The 21,618-nt window shown below is 61.1% G+C and carries 22 protein-coding genes and 1 pseudogene; 16 read left to right on the plus strand and 7 right to left on the minus strand.

Annotated features, from left to right (window positions below; translation table 11 throughout):
• The first annotated feature begins 67 nt into the window (after positions 1-67).
• A complete protein-coding gene (locus IZV00_RS19870; protein WP_230463534.1) occupies positions 68-1,138 on the plus strand; it encodes a hypothetical protein in 1,071 nt (356 codons plus the stop codon).
• A gap of 199 nt (positions 1,139-1,337) precedes the next feature.
• On the opposite strand, the gene IZV00_RS19875 is transcribed toward IZV00_RS19870, so the two are convergent.
• The gene (locus tag IZV00_RS19875; protein ID WP_230463505.1) at positions 1,338-1,598 is read right to left on the minus strand and encodes a hypothetical protein; all 261 of its coding nucleotides are present in this window, start codon (positions 1,596-1,598) and stop codon (positions 1,338-1,340) included.
• 133 nt (positions 1,599-1,731) lie between these two features.
• Between IZV00_RS19875 and IZV00_RS19880 the strand changes: the two genes are divergently transcribed.
• A complete protein-coding gene (locus IZV00_RS19880) occupies positions 1,732-2,127 on the plus strand; it encodes a glycine zipper 2TM domain-containing protein (protein WP_044663457.1) in 396 nt (131 codons plus the stop codon).
• A 208-nt stretch (positions 2,128-2,335) separates the two neighbouring features.
• On the opposite strand, the gene IZV00_RS19885 is transcribed toward IZV00_RS19880, so the two are convergent.
• Positions 2,336-3,079, minus strand: a complete 744-nt coding sequence (locus IZV00_RS19885; RefSeq protein ID WP_044663456.1) for a MucR family transcriptional regulator — start codon at positions 3,077-3,079, stop codon at positions 2,336-2,338.
• Between the two features lie 91 nt (positions 3,080-3,170).
• Positions 3,171-4,463, minus strand: coding sequence for a hypothetical protein (locus tag IZV00_RS19890; protein ID WP_044663455.1), 1,293 nt, complete (start codon positions 4,461-4,463; stop codon positions 3,171-3,173).
• A 111-nt stretch (positions 4,464-4,574) separates the two neighbouring features.
• Here IZV00_RS19890 and IZV00_RS19895 point away from each other — a divergent pair, with 111 nt between their 5' ends.
• Positions 4,575-5,456, plus strand: coding sequence for a lytic transglycosylase domain-containing protein (locus IZV00_RS19895; protein WP_157009876.1), 882 nt, complete (start codon positions 4,575-4,577; stop codon positions 5,454-5,456).
• A gap of 218 nt (positions 5,457-5,674) precedes the next feature.
• Here IZV00_RS19895 and IZV00_RS19900 read toward each other — a convergent pair whose 3' ends face one another.
• On the minus strand, positions 5,675-6,175 hold the full coding sequence (locus IZV00_RS19900; protein ID WP_044663454.1) for a GNAT family N-acetyltransferase: 501 nt from the start codon (positions 6,173-6,175) through the stop codon (positions 5,675-5,677).
• Between the two features lie 223 nt (positions 6,176-6,398).
• Between IZV00_RS19900 and IZV00_RS19905 the strand changes: the two genes are divergently transcribed.
• Entirely contained in the window at positions 6,399-7,304 is a 906-nt protein-coding gene (locus tag IZV00_RS19905) for a DNA-processing protein DprA (RefSeq protein WP_044663453.1), read from the plus strand.
• Positions 7,273-7,938: a phosphoribosyltransferase gene (locus IZV00_RS19910; protein WP_044663452.1), complete on the plus strand. Its 666-nt coding sequence runs from the start codon at positions 7,273-7,275 to the stop codon at positions 7,936-7,938. The genes IZV00_RS19905 and IZV00_RS19910 overlap by 32 nt, the downstream gene beginning before the upstream one ends.
• Before the next feature lie 1,178 nt (positions 7,939-9,116).
• Here IZV00_RS19910 and glmM read toward each other — a convergent pair.
• Positions 9,117-10,457 (minus strand): phosphoglucosamine mutase, encoded by a 1,341-nt coding sequence (glmM, locus tag IZV00_RS19915; RefSeq protein WP_044663451.1) that lies wholly within the window; start codon positions 10,455-10,457, stop codon positions 9,117-9,119.
• A 258-nt stretch (positions 10,458-10,715) separates the two neighbouring features.
• Here glmM and IZV00_RS19920 point away from each other — a divergent pair, with 258 nt between their 5' ends.
• From IZV00_RS19920 to mazF, 3 genes and pseudogenes are all read left to right on the plus strand, one after another.
• The gene (locus IZV00_RS19920; RefSeq protein WP_157009874.1) at positions 10,716-11,360 is read left to right on the plus strand and encodes a hypothetical protein; all 645 of its coding nucleotides are present in this window, start codon (positions 10,716-10,718) and stop codon (positions 11,358-11,360) included.
• Between the two features lie 437 nt (positions 11,361-11,797).
• Complete coding sequence (locus IZV00_RS19925) at positions 11,798-12,040, plus strand: AbrB/MazE/SpoVT family DNA-binding domain-containing protein (protein ID WP_044663450.1); 243 nt, start codon at positions 11,798-11,800, stop codon at positions 12,038-12,040.
• Positions 12,040-12,376 (plus strand): annotated as a pseudogene (gene mazF, locus IZV00_RS19930) (endoribonuclease MazF). Before IZV00_RS19925 ends, mazF begins: the two are co-directional and overlap by 1 nt.
• Before the next feature lie 414 nt (positions 12,377-12,790).
• Here mazF and IZV00_RS19935 read toward each other — a convergent pair.
• Positions 12,791-13,291: a hypothetical protein gene (locus IZV00_RS19935; RefSeq protein WP_157009873.1), complete on the minus strand. Its 501-nt coding sequence runs from the start codon at positions 13,289-13,291 to the stop codon at positions 12,791-12,793.
• 109 nt (positions 13,292-13,400) lie between these two features.
• Complete coding sequence (locus IZV00_RS19940; protein WP_196227591.1) at positions 13,401-13,622, minus strand: hypothetical protein; 222 nt, start codon at positions 13,620-13,622, stop codon at positions 13,401-13,403.
• Positions 13,623-13,957: 335 nt separating this feature from the next.
• Between IZV00_RS19940 and IZV00_RS19945 the strand changes: the two genes are divergently transcribed.
• The 8 genes from IZV00_RS19945 (at position 13,958) to traC (ending at position 21,617) form a co-directional block, all read left to right on the plus strand.
• The gene (locus tag IZV00_RS19945) at positions 13,958-14,278 is read left to right on the plus strand and encodes a hypothetical protein (protein WP_044663449.1); all 321 of its coding nucleotides are present in this window, start codon (positions 13,958-13,960) and stop codon (positions 14,276-14,278) included.
• A 61-nt stretch (positions 14,279-14,339) separates the two neighbouring features.
• Positions 14,340-14,630, plus strand: a complete 291-nt coding sequence (gene traL / locus IZV00_RS19950) for a type IV conjugative transfer system protein TraL (RefSeq protein ID WP_044663448.1) — start codon at positions 14,340-14,342, stop codon at positions 14,628-14,630.
• A 1-nt stretch (position 14,631) separates the two neighbouring features.
• A complete protein-coding gene (locus tag IZV00_RS19955; RefSeq protein WP_044663447.1) occupies positions 14,632-15,198 on the plus strand; it encodes a type IV conjugative transfer system protein TraE in 567 nt (188 codons plus the stop codon).
• Positions 15,195-15,998, plus strand: a complete 804-nt coding sequence (locus tag IZV00_RS19960; RefSeq protein WP_044663446.1) for a type-F conjugative transfer system secretin TraK — start codon at positions 15,195-15,197, stop codon at positions 15,996-15,998. The genes IZV00_RS19955 and IZV00_RS19960 overlap by 4 nt, the downstream gene beginning before the upstream one ends.
• Entirely contained in the window at positions 15,998-17,323 is a 1,326-nt protein-coding gene (locus tag IZV00_RS19965; protein ID WP_044663590.1) for a TraB/VirB10 family protein, read from the plus strand. Before IZV00_RS19960 ends, IZV00_RS19965 begins: the two co-directional genes overlap by 1 nt.
• Positions 17,310-18,179 (plus strand): DsbC family protein, encoded by an 870-nt coding sequence (locus IZV00_RS19970; RefSeq protein ID WP_044663445.1) that lies wholly within the window; start codon positions 17,310-17,312, stop codon positions 18,177-18,179. Before IZV00_RS19965 ends, IZV00_RS19970 begins: the two co-directional genes overlap by 14 nt.
• On the plus strand, positions 18,176-19,030 hold the full coding sequence (locus IZV00_RS19975; RefSeq protein WP_052628292.1) for a TraV family lipoprotein: 855 nt from the start codon (positions 18,176-18,178) through the stop codon (positions 19,028-19,030). The genes IZV00_RS19970 and IZV00_RS19975 overlap by 4 nt, the downstream gene beginning before the upstream one ends.
• Position 19,031: 1 nt before the next feature.
• Positions 19,032-21,617, plus strand: coding sequence for a type IV secretion system protein TraC (gene traC, locus IZV00_RS19980; protein ID WP_044663443.1), 2,586 nt, complete (start codon positions 19,032-19,034; stop codon positions 21,615-21,617).
• Position 21,618: the final 1 nt, after the last annotated feature.

A 21,618-nucleotide genomic window follows, 5' to 3' on the forward strand; every position in this document is an offset into this window, starting at 1 on the left:
GGCTCAGTGCTGCAATAACCGGATGAAAATGCGATCTTGGGCTTCCGCAGGGATTTTCGGTCTGGCAATGTCGGTTGCGCCCGTTGCCGCCCAACCGTCGACCGACCAGTTGTCGGGTCGTTACTATCTGTCCGGAGTGATGGAAACCGGCTCCGAATTGCTCCTGCGCCCCGATGGCAGCTTTGAATGGGCTGTGACCTATGGGGCGGTCGATGCGGCTGCAACCGGCCATTGGTCAATTGACGGCAGGGCGATCAGGCTGCAAGCCACGCGGCGGCCTCAGTCCGAAGGCGCGGCCTATCGATTGGGCGAAAGAGGCGCCTGGAGCGGACGGGCAACCCACGCGCTGGAGTTACGGCGAGAACGGGGAGCGATGGCAGAGCGGGCTGCCCGTTGCCCCTTGCCGTCGCTTGCCGAGGAGGTCGTGCCGGACCTCAGCCTGGTCGCCTATGGCGACAAGCAACCGTCACCAACCGAGATTGCGCAAGTCGAGGCGGAGGCTCGGCGGGCCCGTGATACCGCGCAGCTGGCACTCGATCGGCTAAGGCGGACCGCCGCCTGGCAGGCGAATAAAGCGCTGATCCTCGAAAGCGAAGCGGCGATCCAGGCTTTTCAAGCCAGATTGAGCGCGGCGCAGGGCCTTCACGCAGCAAGCGGGACGCACGGCCCCGAGCTGGCCCCATTGAAACTTCCGGCTGAATGCCAGCTCCCCGACCCGGAAAGACTGGCACGAACATTTCGCGGTGCGGCGATCCAGCTTTTCGATCGGGACCGCTATCTGAGGGGCGAGGGTATTTGCATAGAGGCGCGCTATGACAAGCGCGCGCCGATAAGCGATGTGGTGGAACGGGGCTATGCCTTTTTCCCGGTTGCAGACGACGAGCGGATCGTAGGACTAACCCTTTCTGCGCCGGGAACGCAGGTGGGAAAAGGGACGACCTTGTCGGTCAGTCTCCCGGCGGGTGTGGTCCAGATCATCGACGCGGATCTGGCAGGCACCGTGACGCCGCCATTCCAGGAGATCGTCCTGCCCGTTGGCGCCGATCGATCTCTGGGCGCCCAGGCGTTGTTCCGTCGGGGCGCGTACAGGAAAGCCGTCGATGCATCCTCCGATTCCGGTCACAGAAATTTGCGATGAGCTCGCAGCGGAAAGTTCTGCTTGGCCCCGCTAATACGCCGCGCGCGCGGATTTTTCACAGGCCGGGGCGGCGTTCAGCAGGTCGGCCGTAAGATGGGCATGGAGAAAGGGGGTGCTGTCGCAGCAGCAGGCTCAGCACAACCATGCCTGGCTCTGCATCTTCCTCACCTCCTTTCGCTGACGAGGCGGGAAAGGATATTCAGGTCGGACGGTCATTATCAGAGGGCTCATCCTGATGCTCCGCCACATCCTTCAGCATCCCGGCCCAGCATCCCAAAATCATTCCTTCCGCTTCATCCGCCTGGCTGGTGGCGACCGCATAAAGCCCGAGGAGATCGGCGAGTTCGCTCATGTCGGCAATGCCGCGGCGGGTCAGGAGGGTCGCGAAGATGGAAAGGGCGCCGCCCATCGCTCTTACCAGGGCAGCGTCAGGCAGAGGAACGTCTTCAGCAGGCGACATGGCGATTATCCTTTCTGGCAGGATCCAGAGCTTATCGCCAGGCATTGCGAGAAAAAGGAAGAAATGATTCAATCGCTCATAAAGCATTCATGCGCGATTGCTTTTAGAGATGACCGGAACACGGGAGACAATCATGGGAAAGCAATTTATGGGTCTGGTATCGGCGATGGCCGTGGGCCTCACGCTCGTTTCAGGGGTGGCGGATGCCAAGCCTTCCCATCATCGGAAAGACGACAGGGCGCGCTACGAGTGGCGCGGCAACCAGCGCAATTGGGAGCCATCGCGCAGCTACCGGAGCGGCAATTATCGCGAGCGCCGTCTTGGCCGTAATGACCAGATCTTCCGGGGTCATGATGGCCGCGCTTATTGCCGTCGTTCCGATGGGACGACCGGGCTTGTCATTGGCGGCGTTGGGGGCGCGCTCCTGGCGAATCTTGTCGGGGGCAAGACGCTCGGCACGATTGCAGGCGGCGTGGGCGGCGCGCTTCTTGGCCGCGAAATCGATCGCGGCAAGGTGAAGTGCCGGTAACAGGATGATTGCCTCATAAATGTTTCAAGGATCGCTGTGACCCCGCATGACGTTGGAAGCATTGCGCCGCTTCCCCGGATTATCCGGTCAAGGGGTGGATCATCGGGAGCAGCGAGACGGGCCGCCAGTGCATGAGCCGGCCCGGCGAGCCTCCCGGTAAAGGGCACGCCGCTTTACCGGGAGGCTTGTTGGGGTCAGCGGCTCGACTTCAACCCATGGTTTTGGTCGGCGACCGGCGCTTCGTGGGGCGCCTGCCTGCGCTCCGGACCGGCGATCTGGTTGGTCCGGGGACTGCGGATTTGTCATCGGTCGATGCCGGGGTCGACCCGCTTTCCTCGCCAGCCGATTTGGGCTTTTCCTGCTCCGCCATCTTGAAGGACAGGCGCAGTTTTGAAGCGCGCGGCTTCCTGGCGGAGGCCGGCGTCTGCGGAGGCTGCGCCCTGGGGCTTGCGGTCACAGCTGATGGCGCCGGCGACGTCTCTATTGCCGCGCGGGCGGGATCTGCATGTGCGGTTGTCTCTGATGGCTGTGGCGGTGGAGAAACCGCGCTCGTCTTGTGACCGAGGCGCAACTTTTGTGCGACGGCGCGGCGCGCCTGCGAATAGCTCGGCGCTACCATGGGATAGCTCGCCGGCAATTTGTAGCGGAGGCGATATTCGTCAGGCGTCAATCCGTTTGTCGCCAGATGCCGCTTCAAAGTCTTGTAGGGCTTCCCGTCGATCAGGCTCAAGATATGGTCAGGCGAGGCAAGGCTTTTGCGGACCGAAACAGCGGGCGTATATTCTTTCGCGACGCTGGCGTCCGGGGATGGTGTGATGTCCTGCGTCAGTGCCGCGCGTGTCGTTTTGATCAATTCCGCGAGTTGATCGCTCGGCACGCTGTTCTTCGAGACAAAGGCGCTCAGCAATTGGACGGTGAGGGTGGTAATGTCGGAACTGGTCTCATCTGCCATGTCTGGGCCTCATGATGGGAGGAATGTTGGGGCGACTTGGGGCGCTGTACAGGAAATATAAGAGCCGTGAACAGTTTTGATGCGGTCGGCGTTACAGATGAAGAGCATTCAGCAGCTTTTCCGACAAGGGGGCGTCTTCCCAGTTCTGTGGAGTGAGCCTCAGCACGGATCTGTCATGGGCAGGAGACGCGGGAGCGCTGATGGGCGCGGGGTCCGAGGCGTCTGGACCTCTCGCCTCCAGGACAAGCTCACGGACCTCCCCGGTCTTCATGGAGCGTGCCTCGATCAGAAAGTCGGGTCGGCATGAACCGGACTGGGTCAACCGGTCGAAGACCGGCTTTTCCACCGCAAACTCAATATGATATCGCCGCAGGGAATATTGGACCCGTAACAGCTCCTGCAAGATGGTGCGCTCGAACTCTGATGCCACCGGTACGAACCTGCGCCCCGAGAGGATCGGCTGGGCATAGGCCCTGAGCGGAGAATAGCCGCGCGATTCCGGATATTGGCCGACAACAACCAGAACGAGATAGGGACCTGCGATACGATTGGTAAGGACCGATGGAGACTGGACGCGGTTGGCGAGATGTACCGGTTCGGCGCCTGCGGCGCTGACGACATTGCCTTCGAATTTGTCCGCGAACAGCGCCAGGAATGCCTGTGGCGCATGTCCGGTCGGCCAGGTTTCGGCGAGCCGGCGGAGCGCTGCATAAACCTGTTTTCCATGCAGTGCTCCAGCATGTGTCCAGAAAAGCCGCCCGAGCTCGATCCCGGGAGCGATCTCGATCTGCCCCGCCGATCGGCCAAGCGCCCTGAATTCGCGAGCGATGGAATGGTCGCGAGCCGTTTCGGCAAGGGGCGGCAGCCGGTTTACGCCCGATGCATCGATCAGCCGCCAGAGCAGCCGGGCAAGGCGCGGAATGGATGCGTTGCGAGTACGATCGTCGGTAAGCTCCCTCTCGGGTCTTTGCGCCAGCTTGTCCGGCGCTGGCCTGAGAACCTCGAAAAAGCCGGTCGGCGGGTCGACCGGGTCCGAATGATTGCGCACATGGGTGATGCGGTTGGTCGCGGAATCGCGAAAGAAGGGGCAATCGGACCGGTGCTCGGGCCGGTTCGTTTGCGTCAACCGCCGCAAATAATAGGTTTCCGCTTCGCTGAGATATGCCGGCGTCAGAATGGGCGGCAGCGAGGCATGGCCAAGGCAATTGCAGGCGATCCACTTGCCGCCGATCCGCGCCTGCTGCACGAGCGTGATGCCCGCTGCTTCGTCGTCCCGGCTGCCGGCGCCTATATACCAGCGTATGAGCGCCTCCTGCAGGACTGCAGGGAGCGGGATCCGGCGACTGCCTGCCCTGCCGTCGGTCTGCCGGTCGATCAGCCACATGCATGGTGCTCCCGATGGGATGAACCGCACAAGTTTCGAGCAATGGGCAGGGCTTGACAAGTTTAAACCTGCCGTTCTCTCCTTGAACTCCCAAGCAATGGCGAGGCATTCATGCGAGACATTCTGGCATTCATCGCCGTCATCTTTCTCCTCCCTGGCACGACATCTGCGCAAACCCTCGACGTGGGACGCGCGGTCCAGCTGATCGAGATGAGAAATCCGGCGCAGCTTCTTGTGGGACAGGACCCTGCGATCCTGGCGGCTCGGGCACAGAAGAGCGAAGACCTGTCGCGGCCTGCTTTCCAGATGTTTCTTGTGGGGCAGGCGGAAACGCAAAAGCCGCCGCTGTCCCAAGGATCAACGATCGGCGACCAAGACATGTACGGTCAAGCCCGCCCCACGGAGGACGGGATCGCGGCGCTCGAGATCCCCTTGTGGATGAGAAGCGGACCGTCCGGTCCCCAATTCTCGCCGGGCGACTGCTCGCAGATGGCCTATCGTCCATCGGGCTTCCTCGAAGCGGACGCAGAACGGAGGCGGGCGGCCCATTTTGGGCTTATGCGGGAGGCGGCCTGCCAACATGGCATACCGGTGGGACTTTTCGATGCCATGATCATCAGCGAGAGCCGCTATAACCCTTCCGTCGTTTCGCCCAAGGGTGCTTTCGGTTTGACGCAGCTCATGCCGTTGACGGCGGCGGAGCTAGGCGTCAATCGCTATGACAGCGCGGAAAATCTCAAGGGAGGGGCTCGATATCTGCGGGCCCAGCTGGACCGCTACGGCGCCTATCATCTTGCTCTGGCGGCCTATAATGCAGGACCCGGCCGCATCCGCAACGGCGCGGTGCCGCAGATTGGGGAAACCCAACGCTATGTTGCCCGGACGCTCGCCAACTGGGATCGGCTTGGCCGGGTGCAGGATCGTGCCTTGATCAATGACATGGAGCCATCTCGGCCAGCCCCGCGCAGAATGGCGATCGTTACCCTCTTCTGAAGCCATTTCCTGGCTCATGGCACTGCGTTGTCGGTCAACATGACCGTCATGCCTTGGCCATCTACGCACGCAAGGTGGGCCTGCGGTGAGGCGGCGACCCTTGCAGTCCTTCAGGAAGGCCGCCGCCTGCGCCTCCCGATAGCAGCCGCGAATGACGCGAAGATGAACGAGGATAAAACGCGTTATGGGGTGGAGAGTGGATGGCTACCGGCGACGGTTCAACGACCGTGGAACACTAGCAACTCGCGTCCGGGGCGGTCGCCCTGCTGTCCTGTAGCGCGGAAGCCTAGCTTGTGCAGAAGGTTCCAGGAACCCTCGTTTCCGGTTCTACATTCCGCCGTCACCTGCCGGTTGGGGTGCAGACGCTGCAATTGTGCTATGACGCCTGCCACGGCTTCGGCCGCATATCCCTGGCGCTGGAAATGTGAACCGATCCAATATCCTACTTCCAACCGATCGCGACCGTGTGCGTGGATCCCCACAACCCCGATCAGGTCACCCTGCCTCCAGACACCAAGAAAGCAGTTCGCATCGTTATTGCTGGCGATCAACGCCTCCGCCTCGCGGACGGTGAAGGGTGAGGGAAGGAAATGAACAACATCCGTTATTGCAGGATCATCCGTGAGGCAAGCGACGGCGGGCGCATCCGTCATTGCAAGTGGCCGGATGTTAAGGCGCTCAGTGCTGAGAGGCGAAAAGGCGCAGAGATGTGGATTCATGGTCGCGCCATAACTCTCTTCAGAAGTTCCGCACAGGGGCGTTTCCCGCCGCGACGATCGTGGCCCGGCGCTTACCCACGAGTGATCCATGCCGCCATCCAGCCAGTTTGACGATGTTCCTTATTTGTTCTATGCTCTCCGCAGCAATTTTTCATAGGCTGGCCGGGGCGATGATTGACTCCCGCAATCCCAGCGGCTTTGGTTGACCGGAAGGGGACACGCCGTGCAGCAGCACACTCTTTGGAACGTTGACGACCGCGCGGAGCCTATTGCCGCGCCGTTCGACGCTGTTCTCGAACTCGGCGCATATGAAGCGCTCTGGTCGGAACACAATGCGAGTTTCAAGAGCATCGCCGCCACATTTCGCAATAGTCCTGGAGCGCGTCCCTCCGACCTGGTCCCTGAGAACGAAGCGCGGGAAATCGGACGGCGCGTGCTGGAGAAGATTCGCGCTCGCACGCCTCACAGATTTGATGTTCGCGTTCATGGCGAATGGGAGTATCCAGAACGGCTCAGAGATGCGACGGACCCAATCGAGTTATTCTATTTTCAAGGCAATTGGGCACTCGCAGCTGAGCCGGGGGTGGCGGTCGTCGGCACTAGAAAGCCATCCGAGGAAGGTCGTGCGCGCGCGGCCTATGTCGCCAAGCGTCTGACGCAGGATAGCCTCACCGTTGTGTCTGGCTTGGCTGAAGGCATTGACACGGCAGCTCATCAGGGGGCGATAGCAGCAGGCGGGCAAACGATCGCCGTGATCGGCACGCCCTTGGGGCAAGCCTATCCCAAAGCGAACGCTGCACTCCAGGATCTGATCGCGAAAGATTATCTGTTAATCAGCCCGATCCCAGTGGAGCGCTACGACGCACAAAACTTCCGAACGAACCGGTTCTTTTTCCCCGAACGCAACAAAGTCATGTCCGCGCTCACCAAAGCTACAATCATCGTGGAGGCCGGTGAGACGTCAGGAACGCTTGTCCAGGCGAAGGAGGCGCTCCGACAAGGGCGGAAGCTTCTTATCATGAAGAGCTGTTTCGAGAGGAGTGATTTGACCTGGCCTGCTCGGTTCGAGAAGGAGGGCGCGATCCGAGTGGATAGTTATGACGAAGTCAGACGACAGCTGGTCGGGTAAGCCTCGCAAAATCACAGAACTCGAACGGGGAGATCATCATCATCTGACTGAGGGTGATGAGTGCTACTTTGTTGGCGAGTATACGCCGCGCGCAGGCTTTGCCCACAGCGCCACCAACCAGTTGATTTCGAATTTAAAGAAGAAACCAAGCACGCGCGGCACGTTCCAGTGGAAATACAAGGTTCAGGCTATCGGGGATGCTGCGGCGGCACTCGCCAGCAGTCTGAATCCGGCATCCCTTGGTTCGTGCGTATTTGTGCCGATACCGCCTTCCAAGCTGCCAGATGACGCTGAATATGACGACAGGATGGCTAAGGTTTGTAGGGCTATCCATCCCACGGCTAACGTTCTCGAGCTAGTCACTTTGGCTCAAGCTCGCGATGCGGCGCACGAAAATGATGATACGCGCGACCCGGATGCCCTACGGGCGAAGCTTCGCCTTGCAGTGTCTATGCTGGAAACACTTCCACCTATCGTTTTTCTCGTCGATGACATGTTGACCACAGGGTGCAGCTTCAGGGCTTGCAAAGACCTTATTCTGGAACACGCCCCGGAGTCGCGCGTGATTGGCTTTTTCATTTCGCGGCGCGTCCCAACGAGTGGCTTTGAGGCGATCAACATAGATGATTGGTGATCGCGGCACACTGCCCTCATGGCGCGAACAGTCACATCAGCACATGAGCGACGAACGCATCGCGATCGCCATGATCCGTTCTGCGCCACAGCGGTTGCCGCTCGACCTGTCGTACGAGACCGGCATTTTGCGCTGAAAAGAGCTTCGTACTGCTGCGCGAGGTACCCAATAGCGGCTGCGGTTGGCACCGCTGTAGCATTGATGACAGGACGGGCCTCGCCTTCCCTCCTTTGCCCTGCGGTTTGCCTCGCCCCATGCCGGACGTGAACCAAGGGCGCGATGAGCAGGGCAATGGCGGCGAAAAAAGCCCCGACGCTGTGTCATGAAGCCGCTGTAAGCCGCCAGCGTCGGGACAGGCTGGCCGGGAGGAAAGGGCCCCGTTAACCGGCCGTCGCGACACAGCCCAGACTGTCTGTGTGAGAGCTGAGTCGTTGCGATCATTAGAGATTTGACGCGGCAGAGTCCAAGACCCCAGACCTGATAGGGCGAAATTTGGTCACGGCGCGTTGGATGGCGGCCAGCGATTGGGTGATTATCAGCGATTCAAAGTGCCCCGGCGCAGCGCCATGCCACTGAGCATGCAAGGCGCGCACCGGGACAGATGGACGACCGAGGAGAGTGGCCGGCCATAGACTCAACTTGCCGATGGGAAGGCTGAGGCTGAGTCTTCGCACAGAGTAACCCACGGAAAAAGCAGAGCGCAAGGTGTCGGCTCCTGGCCTGGGAGGCCGGCGATGAGGGGGCTGTTTTGCACCTTTTATGCAAAGGGCGGGTCGCCATGTCATAACGTCCGGGCGCTTTGAGCGCATCACCTACCCCTCAGCGGTCGCGATGATATGGGCGCGCGGATCGGGAGGCGCGTTCTTGAGACCCTGCCTTCCGCAGGGCGGCGAGAGCAGCCGCTAATGGAGCGCGTGCCCTGCTGTAAGCGCACCGCACTTGGGGCTCCTCCCGTGCCTGTCTGTATCCTCGCGGCGTATCCCGTAATCGCGCTGTTGCCCAATGCGGCCGTATCGCGACGCGCCGATCGCGAATTCGGCGCGGATTTTTCGCAAAGGATGGTTCGATGCACGAGGTTGCCCACCTGCCAGCGGAAAGGATCGCTTGATCCGATCGGCTCGCCCGGGAGGTGGGCCGCGCCTCCTGGCGGCGTCAGACATGGGCATCAATACCCGCGATCATGCAGCAGCCATGGCCACGGCGTTGCAGATCCGCTCGACCACGTCCTTGACCTGGTCTTCCCGGTCGCCTTCGGCCATCACGCGGATCACAGGTTCCGTGCCTGAAGGCCGGATCACCAGCCTGCCGCCGCCATGCAGTTCCTGTTCGGCCTGTGCAATGACGCGCTTGACCGCGTCATGCTCGAGGGGCTTGCCGCCTTTGAAGCGGACGTTCCTGAGCAGCTGCGGCACGGGGTCGAACTGGTGCAGCAGCTCGCTCGCCGGCTTGCCTGCGCGGACCAGGGCAGCAAGCACCTGCAGCGCCGCGACCGTGCCGTCGCCAGTCGTCGCATAGTCCGACAGGATCATGTGCCCTGACTGTTCACCGCCGACATTATAGCCTCCCTCGCGCATCTTCTCCAGCACATAGCGGTCGCCTACCCTGGTCCGTTCCAGCCTGATGCCGTGCGCGGCCAGATGGCGCTCCAGGCCCAGGTTGGACATGACCGTGGCTACCAGGCCGCCGCCGCGCAGGGCGCCTGCCCGCGCAAAATCTCCTGCGATCAACGCCATGATCTGGTCGCCGTCGACGATCGCGCCATGCTCGTCGACCACGATCAGCCGGTCGGCGTCGCCGTCGAGCGCAATGCCGATATCGGCGCCCGAGGAGAGCACCGTTTCCTGCAGCAGACGCGGCGCGGTGGACCCGCACTGGTCGTTGATATTGGTGCCGTTGGGCGTGACCCCGATCGCCACCACTTCTGCTCCCAGTTCCCAAAGCGCGGAGGGCGCCACCTGATAGGCTGCGCCATGGGCGCAATCGATCACGATCCTGAGGCCGTCGAGCCTGAGGTCAGCCGGAAAACTGGATTTGACGGCATGGATATAACGGCCCCGGGCGTCTTCGACGCGGCGGGCCCGGCCGATATCCTGGGATGCTGCGAGCGGGATGTCCTGGTCGAGCATCGCCTCGATCCTCAGCTCATCCTCGTCCGAGAGCTTGTACCCGTCCGGACCGAACAGCTTGATCCCATTGTCATAATAGGGATTGTGGCTGGCCGAGATCATGACGCCAAGGTCCGCGCGCATCGAATGGGCGAGCAGCGCTACGGCGGGGGTGGGGATCGGCCCGAACTGCACCACGTCCATGCCGACGGCGGTGAACCCCGCGACCAGCGCATTTTCCACCATATAACCCGATCGGCGCGTATCCTTGCCGATCACCACGCGATGGCGGTGGCTGCCACGCTGAAAATGCTTGCCGGCGGCCATGCCGACCCTCATGGCGAGGTCAGCATTCATCGCCCATTCGTTGGTTCGTCCACGAATGCCATCCGTGCCGAAATATTTCCTGCTCATCTTTGCTGCCTCAATGGTCCGAAATCTTCATCGATTCCTATATCAATCTTTGTTCGACATTCTACCGGCGAGCCGTCATCGTCGCATGAAAGGTGAAGCATGCGATCTGCAGCGCCTATCGCGGTTTGCCTTCATTTGAATGACAGGGAAGCGGGGAGTTTTCATGATGGCCGGAGAGCCCGGAGGAACTGTGGCAGATGCGGCAGCCGGTCGCGGCAATGCAACGCCCGCTCATGTCCCGAGCCGCGGAGGCGTGGCATGGAGGTATTCGTGACCTGTCGTCGAGCCGCCGACATGCTGCTGCGTCTTCAGCTTGCGATAGCTGTTGTGCTCTGCCTGGGCTTACTGTTCCCTGCGGCTGCCCGGGCGGAGGTCGTCGCCACCTTCTGGTCGCAGGAACTGGGCCGTAATTTCCCTCATGCGTTCTTCACCCTCCACGGGACACGCATTGACGGAACACGGGTGCGCGCCAGCTATGGGTTCACGGCCAAGGCGATAACGCCTGCCATCCTGTTCGGCACAGTGCCGGGCCGTATCGAGGAGGCGACTGACGCCTATATCGCCCGCAGCAACGCTCATTTTTCCGTGGTGCTCACGCAAGCACAGCATGACGCGATCATGAAACTGGTGGCGGAATGGGGTGAAGAAGGCGATCATCGTTATCGGCTTAACAGCCGGAACTGCGTGCATTTCGTGGCCGAAGCCATGCGGCGCGCAGGGCTGGTGGTCGTTGAGGACAAGAAGCTGATGAAGAAGCCCCGCAGCTTCATCCAGTCAATCGAACCCTTGAATGCCGGACGTATCCGATCGATCGAACGGGAGGCGCCGCATTATGTGGAATGGTCCAGGGGCGAGGAGGTGGAAATCGGGACTGCCGGCGGATCCCCAGCGATGATCCAATAGGCGAACGGGCGGGCCCCATGCACGAATGGGCGTGAGATCGGGGAACAGGCCGCGCACTTTATTGATGAGCAGGGATTGATGCAGCTTGTTATCGGCTGCTTCGGTGAAGAAGGCATCGATTGCAGAAGGATGGATCACCCGTGACGTGGCAACCAAGCCGGACGAGAGAAGCGCGGCAGGAAGTGTTTGCTCGACTTCGTGCTCGGTTTCGATGAACACAGGTGGGTTTCGTTCAAGCGCCGCGCGGGCTGGACCCAAGCTTTGGGTCATCCGACACTGCGGGTTGATAGCTACTACCACATGATGGGCGGACCACGCGGCAGTCTATGCGGGAGCGAATCGCTCACTAACGACCCATCTCCATCGTTGATACATTTGTCGACACAACGTGCCATTCTGGTAATGGAACACTGATGCTGGAACCAAAGGAATGTCTGATGGGTATTCAGGTAAAGAAGTGGGGTAACAGTGCGGCAATCCGCATCCCCTCCGCCATCATGGCGGCTGCTGCGCTGAATATCGGTCAGGAGGTCGAGGTTCGCCAGGAAGATGGCAGGCTCATCATCGGACCCGTTTTGAAGCCTGTTTACACGCTCGACGAATTGCTCGCGGGCATGAAGCCAGAGAGGTTTCACGAGATTGTCGATTTTGGTCCCCGGATCGGCAATGAAATGCTTTGATGGCCGGTCGCTATATTCCCGACACTGGCGATATTGTGTGGCTGCAATTCGATCCCCAGGCAGGACATGAGCAGGCGGGACATCGTCCAGCCCTTGTCCTCTCCCCTGCGACGTACAACAAAATGCGGGGCACGATGATTTGCTGTCCTATGACGAGCCAGATCAAGGATTATCCTTTCGAAGTGGTTGTCTCTCAGGCACCGCCCAGCGCAGTTCTGTCCGATCAGATCAAGAGCCTTGGTTGGAAGGCGCGAAAGCGCGAAGAAAAAAGGCTGCGGATCAAAGGTCGTGATCGATGAGGTACGCGCAAAGATAGGCGCACTCTTGGGCTTGTAGCTGGGGCTGAGGCCAGCCTCACAGTAACTTATGACCACATTTGCCCGAAAGCAGTGTTCGATGAGCCGGTCTTAGCGGACCCTGGCATCGGCAGTGCGAACAACCAGACAGGGTGGTCAGCGTTCGCGCCCGTGATGCACCTGATGATCGCATGGCCGTTTGCGGGGGCACACGCGCCGGTTCGCAGCACGACAGCGCCCTCTGTTTCCTGTAGAAACCACCACGCCTCCCTCCGTCAGGCCAGGCCGGGCGCGGAGATCGGCTGGAAGGCTCATCCTGCCGTCGGGCGATGTTGAGGTGGATCGTCATATCCACTTCATGGATATGCTCCTCCGCTTCGGCTCCAGCCCAATATCGCCTGCCTCGACGCTCGGTTGAGTCGACCATGGACGGGCTGCTCGTCCCGCCAGATCATCAGAGTTCGGTCAGCAGGTCCCGGCGCAACTGGCACTGCATGACCACTTCCTTGAGCTTCTTGGCGTTCGCAACCGCCAGCGCTTCGGCCCATTCGGGCCTGATAAGTGATCCATCCATGCCTTGGATATCCTTGATGGCATTCATGACGAGCAAGGGAAGTGCGACATAAAGGCGCGCAAGGAGGTCAAAGAGCGAGGTGAAGGTCTCATCGCTATAGTGGCTCGCTTCCATCATGACGGATGCCTGGATGGGATTGAGGCCCATCGCCTTCAATATCAGCAGGATTTCAGCATTCTGCGCTACCCGGCGCTTGCCCGGGTCGGGATGCAATATATAGCCCAGCCGGGTCTTGTTCAGGCCGCAGACAAGAGCAAGCTTGCGCAGTGTCAGCTTGTCGCGTTTGATTTCTCCCCGGATCCAGTCGATCAAGACTGCCTGATCCTGTTCTACGGCAAGACGGATAGCTTCAGCGTTAGCGATCGGTATCGTGATTTGCACGATTGCGCCCCCTATCTGATTGTTCACGCAGACGTAACAATCTGAACAGATATTAATCCATTGGGCAAGTGCATTTATGATTCTTTGATCACGGTCGGCATGAATGCTTTTAGATCCGGCGCGATTCCTTGGAATGGCGAAAGGCTCCTGCCGATTGGCGGAGGATGAGCAATCCCGCGTAGAGGCGCTTCGTCAGCGCATCCTGATCTGTGTTCTTCGCCGACGATTCCGATTTGCACACGGTTTTCAATGACATCCTTCGCATCATGCGCCTTGCTTTCTGCAAGGCCTTCTCCAGGACCGCAGGACGTGCCGCCGTGCCGCCGCGCATTTCTCGAATTTTCCCCTCACGGTCACGAAAATCATTCGGATGCGCTTCACAGGAAAAACCATAATGCAGGCGAGGTGATTCGCCTGATCGTGAAGGAAAAAATTACTTGTCCTCAAGACCGGGACAGTCGGCCTTCAATCAAGGAAATTTTTGTCCCGGCTTTATTGGCACTTGTCCTTGCCTGCGGGACAGGCCGCCCAATTTCTGATGCAATCGACAATTTATAGAGGGAAATGACGCATTCGCTTCCCTGTCGCTCTTGATGAACCCGCCAAGTGCCTGAAGCCTCTGGTCAGGCGCAGATCAGCTGTGCCGTTCACCGGAAGGAAACTTTCATGCAGTCTCTCCTTAAATCGGCCGGACGTGCTGAAGCGGCTATGTTTTTCCTGGTTCTTCTGGTTCTTGCGCTTGTCCTGTTTGCATCGCCGGCCTTTGCCGGCGCCGACGCGACATTCGACACCGCGGAGAACACCTTTACCGGCTTTCTCGAAGGATCCGGTGGCCGGATTATCACCATCCTGTCTCTGGTAGGCGGCATCGTCGGTCTTGCTTCGGGACGCTTCTCGCTCGGCCAGATCGCCATTCCCGTTGGCGTCGGGGTCGGAGCCGGCACCGGCATTCCGATCGTGACCTCGACCGTGACGGCGACGATCTGAAGCATTCCCGGCAGTGCCTGGGTGGTGGTCACTCCAGGTGCGGCCGGGGGAGGGTGGCGACATGGCGCAGGGTAAATATGGTATCCCGGCTCATCTGGACGATCCCGAGCTGATCGGGCTGTGGACGCTGGATGAGTTCCTGGCAATGGTCCTTCCATTCATATGGGGCATCCTGTCTCAGCATATTCTCATTGGCATGGCGCTTGCCGCGGCAGGCTGGTGGGGTCTGCGGAAAGCAAAGGCAGGGCGCGCGGTATCCTGGCTCCTGCACCTAGCCTATTGGCATCTGCCTGCCGGCTTCACCGGTTTGCGGGCCACGCCGCCCTCCTACCTTCGACTGATGGCAGGATGACATGGACATTTCGTACCAGCATTCGCGCAATCAGCAGATCCTCAAGCAGCGCAATCTGCTGGCATTGAGCGTAGCGGCGCTGGCCTGCCTGACGCTGGTCCTGCTGCTCATCCTTGGCACCCGGGACCGCGAAATAATCCTTCAACCGGTTCTGCGCACCCCGCTGACGATCAGCTCTTCAGGCGTTTCGCATGACTATCTTGAAATGGTGACGCGCGACGCCGCGCTGCTGACCCTCGATCGCAGTCCGCAGAACCTCGATTACTGGCTGGATGCGGTTCTGGCGATCACCGCGCCACGCGTCCAGGGAAAGATCAAGGCCGACCTTCTCAAGATCGTCGATGAACAGCGCGGATCGTCCATCGCGCAGTTTTTCACGATCCAGTCGATGAAGATCGATACCCGCAATCTGCGCTCGGAAGTGACCGGGGACCTGAGCACGATCGTCGGCAGCAAGGTCGTGTCCAAACAGCATCGCACCTTTCGCTATGACTGGGAATATGCGGGGCTGAGCCTCAAGCTCATTGGCTTTGGCATGGTCGAAAAGCCTGAGGGGAAGGATCAATGATGTCGATCTACCTCATGGGCAGCATCGCGGTGGGCCTCGTCCTCTTCTCGCGGGTCGAATGCCTTGCCAGCAGGTTGACGGGTCTGTGCTTTCTCATTCTGGCGTTCCTGTCCGCAGGCAAGCCCGCCTTCGCCGATCAAACGGTCATGGCAGCGGACAGCGCGCAAGTGGACTGCCACGCCTCGGCGCGGGATCTGACCCGCATCAGCCTTGTCGATGATCAGTTCGCGAGTGTCTCGAAGATTTCCACCGGCAATCCGGCCGCGGATTTTTCGGTCGTGAACGAGCCCGTGCGCGGTGACATCTACCTGTCGGTGCCCGACGGCTTTGCAAAGCCCGCCTTGTCCTTCTTCGGCACCAGCAAGCGCGGTTATGTCTACAAGTTCGTATGCCGCATCCAGGGCGACCAGGCCGTGCAGGTCTTTGTCTCCAACCCGGCGATCGGCAAGGAGCGAAAGACGCCGGGCGACCTGACCGACAAGGCCGGACCACAAGATGCGGCGATCATGCTGATCCAGGCCATGGCCCAGAACAACGAGGCGGAAGGTTACGAGCGGCGGCAGCGCTCCTTGAAGCCAGTGACGGTCGGCGAGCTCCAGGTCCAGATGATCGCGGAATATCGCGGCGAGGATCTGAGTGGTCAAAGCTTGCGGATCGAAAATCTGGGCAGGACGGCGGTCGCGCTCGACGACAAGACGATCGCGCCGTCCAACGCGCTCGCGATTTCGATCGCCCGGCCGCGACTTGAGCCGGGTCAGGCGACGACCGCCTATCTCGTTTCGCGCAATGGGAGGCCATGATGGGCTTGTCCGATCTTTTCGCCCGCAAGCCCGGGGACAGTGGCGCCGGCAATGGCGACGACATCTCGCCTGTGTCCTCCGATCCTGGCGGCAACGAGGCGGTCCGCAGACGGCAGCGCCTCCTGCTTGCCGGCGCCTCTCTTGCTGGACTGCTCGCATCGTCCTTCTGGGTTTTCGGCGGGGGCGAGAAGAAAGTCGATCCAGGCGATGACGGGGTGAGTGACGTCACCGTATCCACCAGGGACCTTGTGAATCGCAATCTCTCCCAGCAGGAGTGGATGGCGCTTTCGGAAAATCAGTTCGAGGCCCAGGAAAATCAACTCAAGGCCGTTGGCGGTCAGCAGCAGCGTATCGACGCGCTGGCCGCGCAGGTCGAGGCGCTGAAAGGGCAGAACCAGGCGATGCAGGCCGACGGTCAGAGGGTGCTGACCGCCTATCAGGCCGAAAACGACCAACTCAAGCGCCAGATCGCCCAAGAACGCTCAGCCAGCCCCCCTGCGCCGGGTCCTGCAGCGCTTTATGGCCCGGGCGGGACGCAGGCCTATCAACGGCCCGACGCATCCGATGGCAGGGCGCCGCCCATGGCTGCTGCGCCTGGGCCTGAAGTGAAAATGGTGAGTTTCGCAGGGGTCGAGCAGGGGACCGCTTCGAAGGTTGAGAAGGGTAACACTGTCTATACCGACAGCCCAAACTATCTGCCTCCCAACAGCTTTGCCCGTGCGCGCGTCATTGTCGGGGTGGACGCCAGCGCCGGCGTCAACAGTCAGACCGATCCGCTGCCTGTTGTCCTGCGCGTCACCGGGCCGGCCCGTTCGGTCTTCGCCGATGGCAAGCTCCTTACAACCCGGATCGAGGGATGTCTGGTCAACGGTGCGGCGCGCGGGGATCTTTCGAGCGAGAAGGTCTATGTCAAACTCCAGAAAATGACCTGTCCCCAACCGGGCGGACGTTACGCCGTCTCCCAGGTGAAGGGGTTCATCGCCTTTGGCGGCAAGACAGGTGTCAGGGGAAGAGTGGTATCGCGCGAGGGTTCTCTCGTCACGCAAGCCTTCATGGCCGGTTTGGTCGGCGGTTTTGGCCGAGGCTTTTCGGCCAATGCCAATAGCGTGTTTCAGGGCACCAATATCAGCACCGGCGGCAAGCGGGACAAGCTTTCCACCTCGGAGATCCTGGAAGGCGGTCTCGGCGAAGGCGTCGCCCAGACCGGGGACATGGTGTCCAGATATCTGATCGAGCGTGCCGAGCAATATCAGCCGGTCATCGAGATGCCGACCGGCATCGATGTGGAAATCGTCTTCCTGGAAGGTGTCTATGTCCGCAATTGAGATCATTCGCCGTCTTGCCTGTGCCTTCCGGCCCTCGCGCGTCTTGCTGTCCGCGACGGCCTGCGCGGGGCTGGGTAGCCTCGCCCTTGCGGCTGACGTAAACCAAGAGGACAGCGCCGTGCGCGACCTGCTCAAGGCGCGCCTTCCCAAAACACAGGTGAGCGAGGTGAACTGCGCGAAGGTCAGGGGACTTTGCGAGGTCACGGCGGGATCGAACCTCTTCTATGTCGACGGCTCGGCGCGTTATCTCATTATCGGCCGCATCTACGACATGCAGACGCGCCAGGACGTCACGGCAGCCCGGCTGCTGGAGATGAACCCCGACATGCTGGTAGGCGCGGCGGCTTCGGCCAATGCGGCTGCTACAAGCGGGGAAGTGCGAAAGGCAGCCGCCACGCACGCCATGGCTTCCCATGTCGTGCCGGATTCCCCGCATATCCTGTCGCTCGCCGGATTGCCCGGGGATGGCGCGATTATCTGGGGCAAGGCTGCGGCGCCTTCCGTGACGGTCTTCTCCGATTTCCGGTGCAGCTATTGCCGTGCGCTTTCGAACGAATTGCGTTCGATGAACGTCAGGGTGGTCGAGCGGCCCATTTCCTCGCTCGGGAGCCGCGACCTGTCGGAGCGGGTCTATTGCGCCAGGAATCGGGAGGAGGCCCTGCACGCGGCCTATGCCGGAGAGCCGATCAAGCCAGGACCGGCCTGCGATACCAGCGGTCTTGACGCCAACGAAGCCTTCGCGGCGCGGAATGGGCTGAATGGCACGCCAGTCATCGTGCGCAGCGATGGCGCGGTGCTGGAGGGCTATCGCCCCAGAGCGTTCCTCGAAAAATGGTTGAAGGAGGTTCGGTCGTGAGCCGAGGCGCGATTCCCGCACCGGCCGGACGGGCGGCGGCGGTGGCGGGGTGCATCGTCCTTGCCGCGCTGCCTGGCTGCGTCGGGCTGGGGGGCAAAGTGAAGAGCAGCTTTGCCTGCAGGGCGCCCGACGGCATCTGCGCGCCCAGTGCCGTCATCGACGACCGGGCGCTTGCCATGATGAGCGGGGACCCATCGTTTGGCGCCTTGCCCGCCGCGTCTGCGCTCACAGTCGCCAAATCCGCCTCGAGGCAGGCGGTACGCGGGCCGGTTGCCGCAGACGCCGGGAGAACGGGAGATCGCGTGATGCGAATTGTGTTTCCCGCCTATATCGATGAACAGGGGCGGCTGCATGAAGCGAGCGCGATCCATGCCGTGGTGGCGCCTGGCGAATGGCAGGCGGTCGCTGCCGAAGCCTCGCCTGCGCGCAATGCGCTTGCCGCCGCGCCGCAGATGCAGGAGCGTGCCAGCGCCGCCGGCACCCGCGATCCTTCGGAGCTTGAGGTCGATCCTCACCTTCCCGACCCCGATGCGGTCGCGGCCGCCCGCAGGCGCGGAACCGATCCCATCGCGCAGATCAAGGCCGATGTGCAGCGGCGCCTTCGGCCTGCGCCGCGGCGGGGCGAGGGGCAAGCGCCCTGGGCTGTGGACGCGCGCACGACCGCCCTGACGTCGTCCGGCGGGAAACAGGGGACTGGGCTCGTACAGGGCGCGGTCGTTCCCATCGTGCGAGAGGAACTGGTCCCGGAGTCCCTGCCGACCTCTCGCAGCGCGGATGCGCCGCCGGTTTCGTCTTCAATCCACACGGTGCGGGCGGGAAGCTTTCCAGCCTCCGTTCCGGAAGATCAGTGACATGGCGCAGAAAGGTCTTGTGGAAAGGGCGATGGCCGGTCTGTTGGGCTGGATGGGCCGTCCGGACGCTGAGCGACCGGCGATTGGCGTCCCGATGCTGGCCCATTGGCTTCCCTATCGCAGCTACGACGCGAAAAGCGGCATATTCTACAACAGCGCCTCACGCGGCTTCGTGCTCGAAATGGCGCCCATGGTCGGGGCTGACGAGCGCAGCGGCGAGATTTTGACGCAATTTCTCTCCGAGGCGATCCCCACTCCTGGCTGCCTTCAGTTCCATCAATGGATGAGCCCGCGCGTCAGCGAGCTGCTTTCGACATGGTATGTCCCGCGATACAGGGCGCGCGGGCTCTATGAGCAGATGGCCAGGCATCGCATCGCGCTGATGACGCAGGGTGTCTGGTCTTCGCTCTCGGCCGACGCACCTTTCTTCCTGCGCAATCACCGCGTTGCCGTCTCCTATTCGACGCCGGAAAATTCAAAAGTATCCAATGAGGACATTGTCGGTGTCATGGACGGCCTGGTGTCCGCGCTCGCCTCCATCAATGTGAGCGCCCGCAAGATGGATCCTGCGGCCCTCATAGCCTGGATCGACGACATCACCTCTCCCACGACGGCACCGGGAGAAGATGCCGTCAGCTACAATCCCTTCGACAGTATCGCCGATCAGGCGATCCGCCGCGACATCGAGATGCGGGTGGAGGCAGACCGGATATTGCTGCGCACCGAACGCTTTCGCCCAACGGGCCGGGAACTCGACGGCACGCCCGAAATCGGTGAAATCTATCCCGATTGCTTCGACGTGCGCGCATTTTCCGTGCGCAATCTGCCCCAGCATTGGGCGCCCTGGGATGTTGCCCGGCTGATCGGAGACATGTTCACCGACAAGCTGCGTATGCCTTGCCCTGTCTCGACCAATCTCTGCATCGACTTTCCCGACGTAGAGGCTGCTGCGAGCAGGGCGGGCTTCAAATATATGCGTACGACGAGCCTGGCGGACAGCAGATCGGCGCGGTTCCTGCCACAGCTTAAGGAACAGAGCCGCGAATGGGCGCATGTGAATGATGAGATGAAGCAGGGACGCAAGCTGGTGCGTCTCTTCTACTCGGTGACATCCTTCTCGCCCCACGGGAAGGGCGATGCCCATGAACGGATCCTCAAATCCGTTTATCGCGCCGCCGGCTGGGATCTGCTCGATGACCGCTATCTCCAGGTGATGGGCCTCCTTTGCGCCATGCCCATGACCATGGCCAATGGACTGTCGAAGGATCTGGAACGCATGAAGCGCATGCGCACCATGCTGACGACCACGGCCGCCCACCTTGCTCCCCTGCAGGGAGAATATCTCGGCGGAGCGATCCCCCACATGCTGCTGATCGGCCGGCGGGGCCAGCCCTTCTTCTGGAGTCCGTTCGAAAACAGGGCGGGCAATCACAATGTCGCGGTGTTCGGCAAATCGGGCTCCGGCAAGTCGGTGGCCTTGCAGGAACTGTGTGCCTCGCTGTGCGGCGCGGGCGCGCGGGTGGTGGTGATCGACGATGGCCGCTCCTTTGAGCATTCGGCCAAGCTCCAGGGCGGCGCCTTCGTCGAATTCACGATGTCCGCCGGCTTTTGTCTCAACCCCTTCAGCATGATCGATGGAGCCCAGGCGGCGCAGGACGAGGATTATCTGCTCGATTGCATGGCGATGCTCAAGGCCATCGTCAACCAGATGGCGCGTCACATCGACAAGCTGAACGATACCGAGCGCGGGCTGATCGATGGAGCAGTCAACCGCGTGTGGGAAGAGAAGGGGCGAGCCGGGTCCATCGATGACGTCATCGCCGCCCTCGACGCGACCGATAATCAGATGGCGCGCGATCTTGGCATTGCGATGGGGCCGTTCTCCTCGCGGGGAACATATGGCAAATTCTTCGAGGGAGAGGTCTCGTTCGAACTGTCAGCGTCGTTGACGGTGTTCGAACTGTCCGATCTTTCCTCGCGCGAGGAACTGCGCAGTGTTGTGCTGACCGCGATCATGTTTCTTTCACAGCAGATGATGCGCAAGGTGGATCGCGCTATTCCCAAGGCACTGCTGCTCGATGAAGCCTGGCAGATGCTGCGTGGCGGAGCGATGGCCGATTTCATCGAAACCTATGCGCGCACATGCCGCAAATATGGCGCATCTCTGGTGACAGCGACGCAGTCACTCAACGATTATTACAAATCGGCGGGCTCGATTGCTGCGCTCGAGAATAGCGACTGGTTCTTCATTCTGCAGCAGAAGCCGGAGACCATCGCCGATTTCAAGAAGCATGATCGCTTCGAGATGGACGATTACACAGATGCCCTGCTGAGGTCGCTTAAGCGCAACGGTTTTGAATATTCCGATATTTTGATCAAGGGCCCCGAGACATTGGCCCTCGGACGCCTGGTTCTTGATCCTTATTCGGCCGCCCTGTTCTCGTCCAGTCCCGATACATTTGCCGCGATCGAGCAGATGGTCGGGCAAGGCATGAGCATGGAACAGGCGATCGAGCGCGTCGCCTTTCCTGACGATCCTGAAAAATGGTCGGGAGCGGCGCCCGGCGCCGCCCGTGCTGCGGAGTAGG

It is taken from the genome of Sphingobium sp. Cam5-1 (assembly GCF_015693305.1).
GTDB lineage: Bacteria > Pseudomonadota > Alphaproteobacteria > Sphingomonadales > Sphingomonadaceae > Sphingobium.

Coding starts and splice junctions, on each gene's coding strand:
- IZV00_RS19885 (WP_044663456.1), bottom strand. CDS start 3,079: ATGGCAGATGAGACCAGTTCCGACATTACCACCCTCACCGTCCAATTG.
- IZV00_RS19880 (WP_044663457.1), top strand. CDS start 1,732: ATGGGAAAGCAATTTATGGGTCTGGTATCGGCGATGGCCGTGGGCCTC.
- IZV00_RS19910 (WP_044663452.1), top strand. CDS start 7,273: ATGACGAAGTCAGACGACAGCTGGTCGGGTAAGCCTCGCAAAATCACA.
- IZV00_RS19955 (WP_044663447.1), top strand. CDS start 14,632: ATGGACATTTCGTACCAGCATTCGCGCAATCAGCAGATCCTCAAGCAG.
- IZV00_RS19900 (WP_044663454.1), bottom strand. CDS start 6,175: ATGAATCCACATCTCTGCGCCTTTTCGCCTCTCAGCACTGAGCGCCTT.
- IZV00_RS19945 (WP_044663449.1), top strand. CDS start 13,958: ATGCAGTCTCTCCTTAAATCGGCCGGACGTGCTGAAGCGGCTATGTTT.
- IZV00_RS19925 (WP_044663450.1), top strand. CDS start 11,798: ATGGGTATTCAGGTAAAGAAGTGGGGTAACAGTGCGGCAATCCGCATC.
- IZV00_RS19940 (WP_196227591.1), bottom strand. CDS start 13,622: ATGCGCGGCGGCACGGCGGCACGTCCTGCGGTCCTGGAGAAGGCCTTG.
- IZV00_RS19965 (WP_044663590.1), top strand. CDS start 15,998: ATGGGCTTGTCCGATCTTTTCGCCCGCAAGCCCGGGGACAGTGGCGCC.
- IZV00_RS19970 (WP_044663445.1), top strand. CDS start 17,310: ATGTCCGCAATTGAGATCATTCGCCGTCTTGCCTGTGCCTTCCGGCCC.
- IZV00_RS19890 (WP_044663455.1), bottom strand. CDS start 4,463: ATGTGGCTGATCGACCGGCAGACCGACGGCAGGGCAGGCAGTCGCCGG.
- IZV00_RS19920 (WP_157009874.1), top strand. CDS start 10,716: ATGGAGGTATTCGTGACCTGTCGTCGAGCCGCCGACATGCTGCTGCGT.
- glmM (WP_044663451.1), bottom strand. CDS start 10,457: ATGAGCAGGAAATATTTCGGCACGGATGGCATTCGTGGACGAACCAAC.
- IZV00_RS19875 (WP_230463505.1), bottom strand. CDS start 1,598: ATGTCGCCTGCTGAAGACGTTCCTCTGCCTGACGCTGCCCTGGTAAGA.
- IZV00_RS19870 (WP_230463534.1), top strand. CDS start 68: ATGTCGGTTGCGCCCGTTGCCGCCCAACCGTCGACCGACCAGTTGTCG.
- IZV00_RS19960 (WP_044663446.1), top strand. CDS start 15,195: ATGATGTCGATCTACCTCATGGGCAGCATCGCGGTGGGCCTCGTCCTC.
- traC (WP_044663443.1), top strand. CDS start 19,032: ATGGCGCAGAAAGGTCTTGTGGAAAGGGCGATGGCCGGTCTGTTGGGC.
- IZV00_RS19895 (WP_157009876.1), top strand. CDS start 4,575: ATGCGAGACATTCTGGCATTCATCGCCGTCATCTTTCTCCTCCCTGGC.
- traL (WP_044663448.1), top strand. CDS start 14,340: ATGGCGCAGGGTAAATATGGTATCCCGGCTCATCTGGACGATCCCGAG.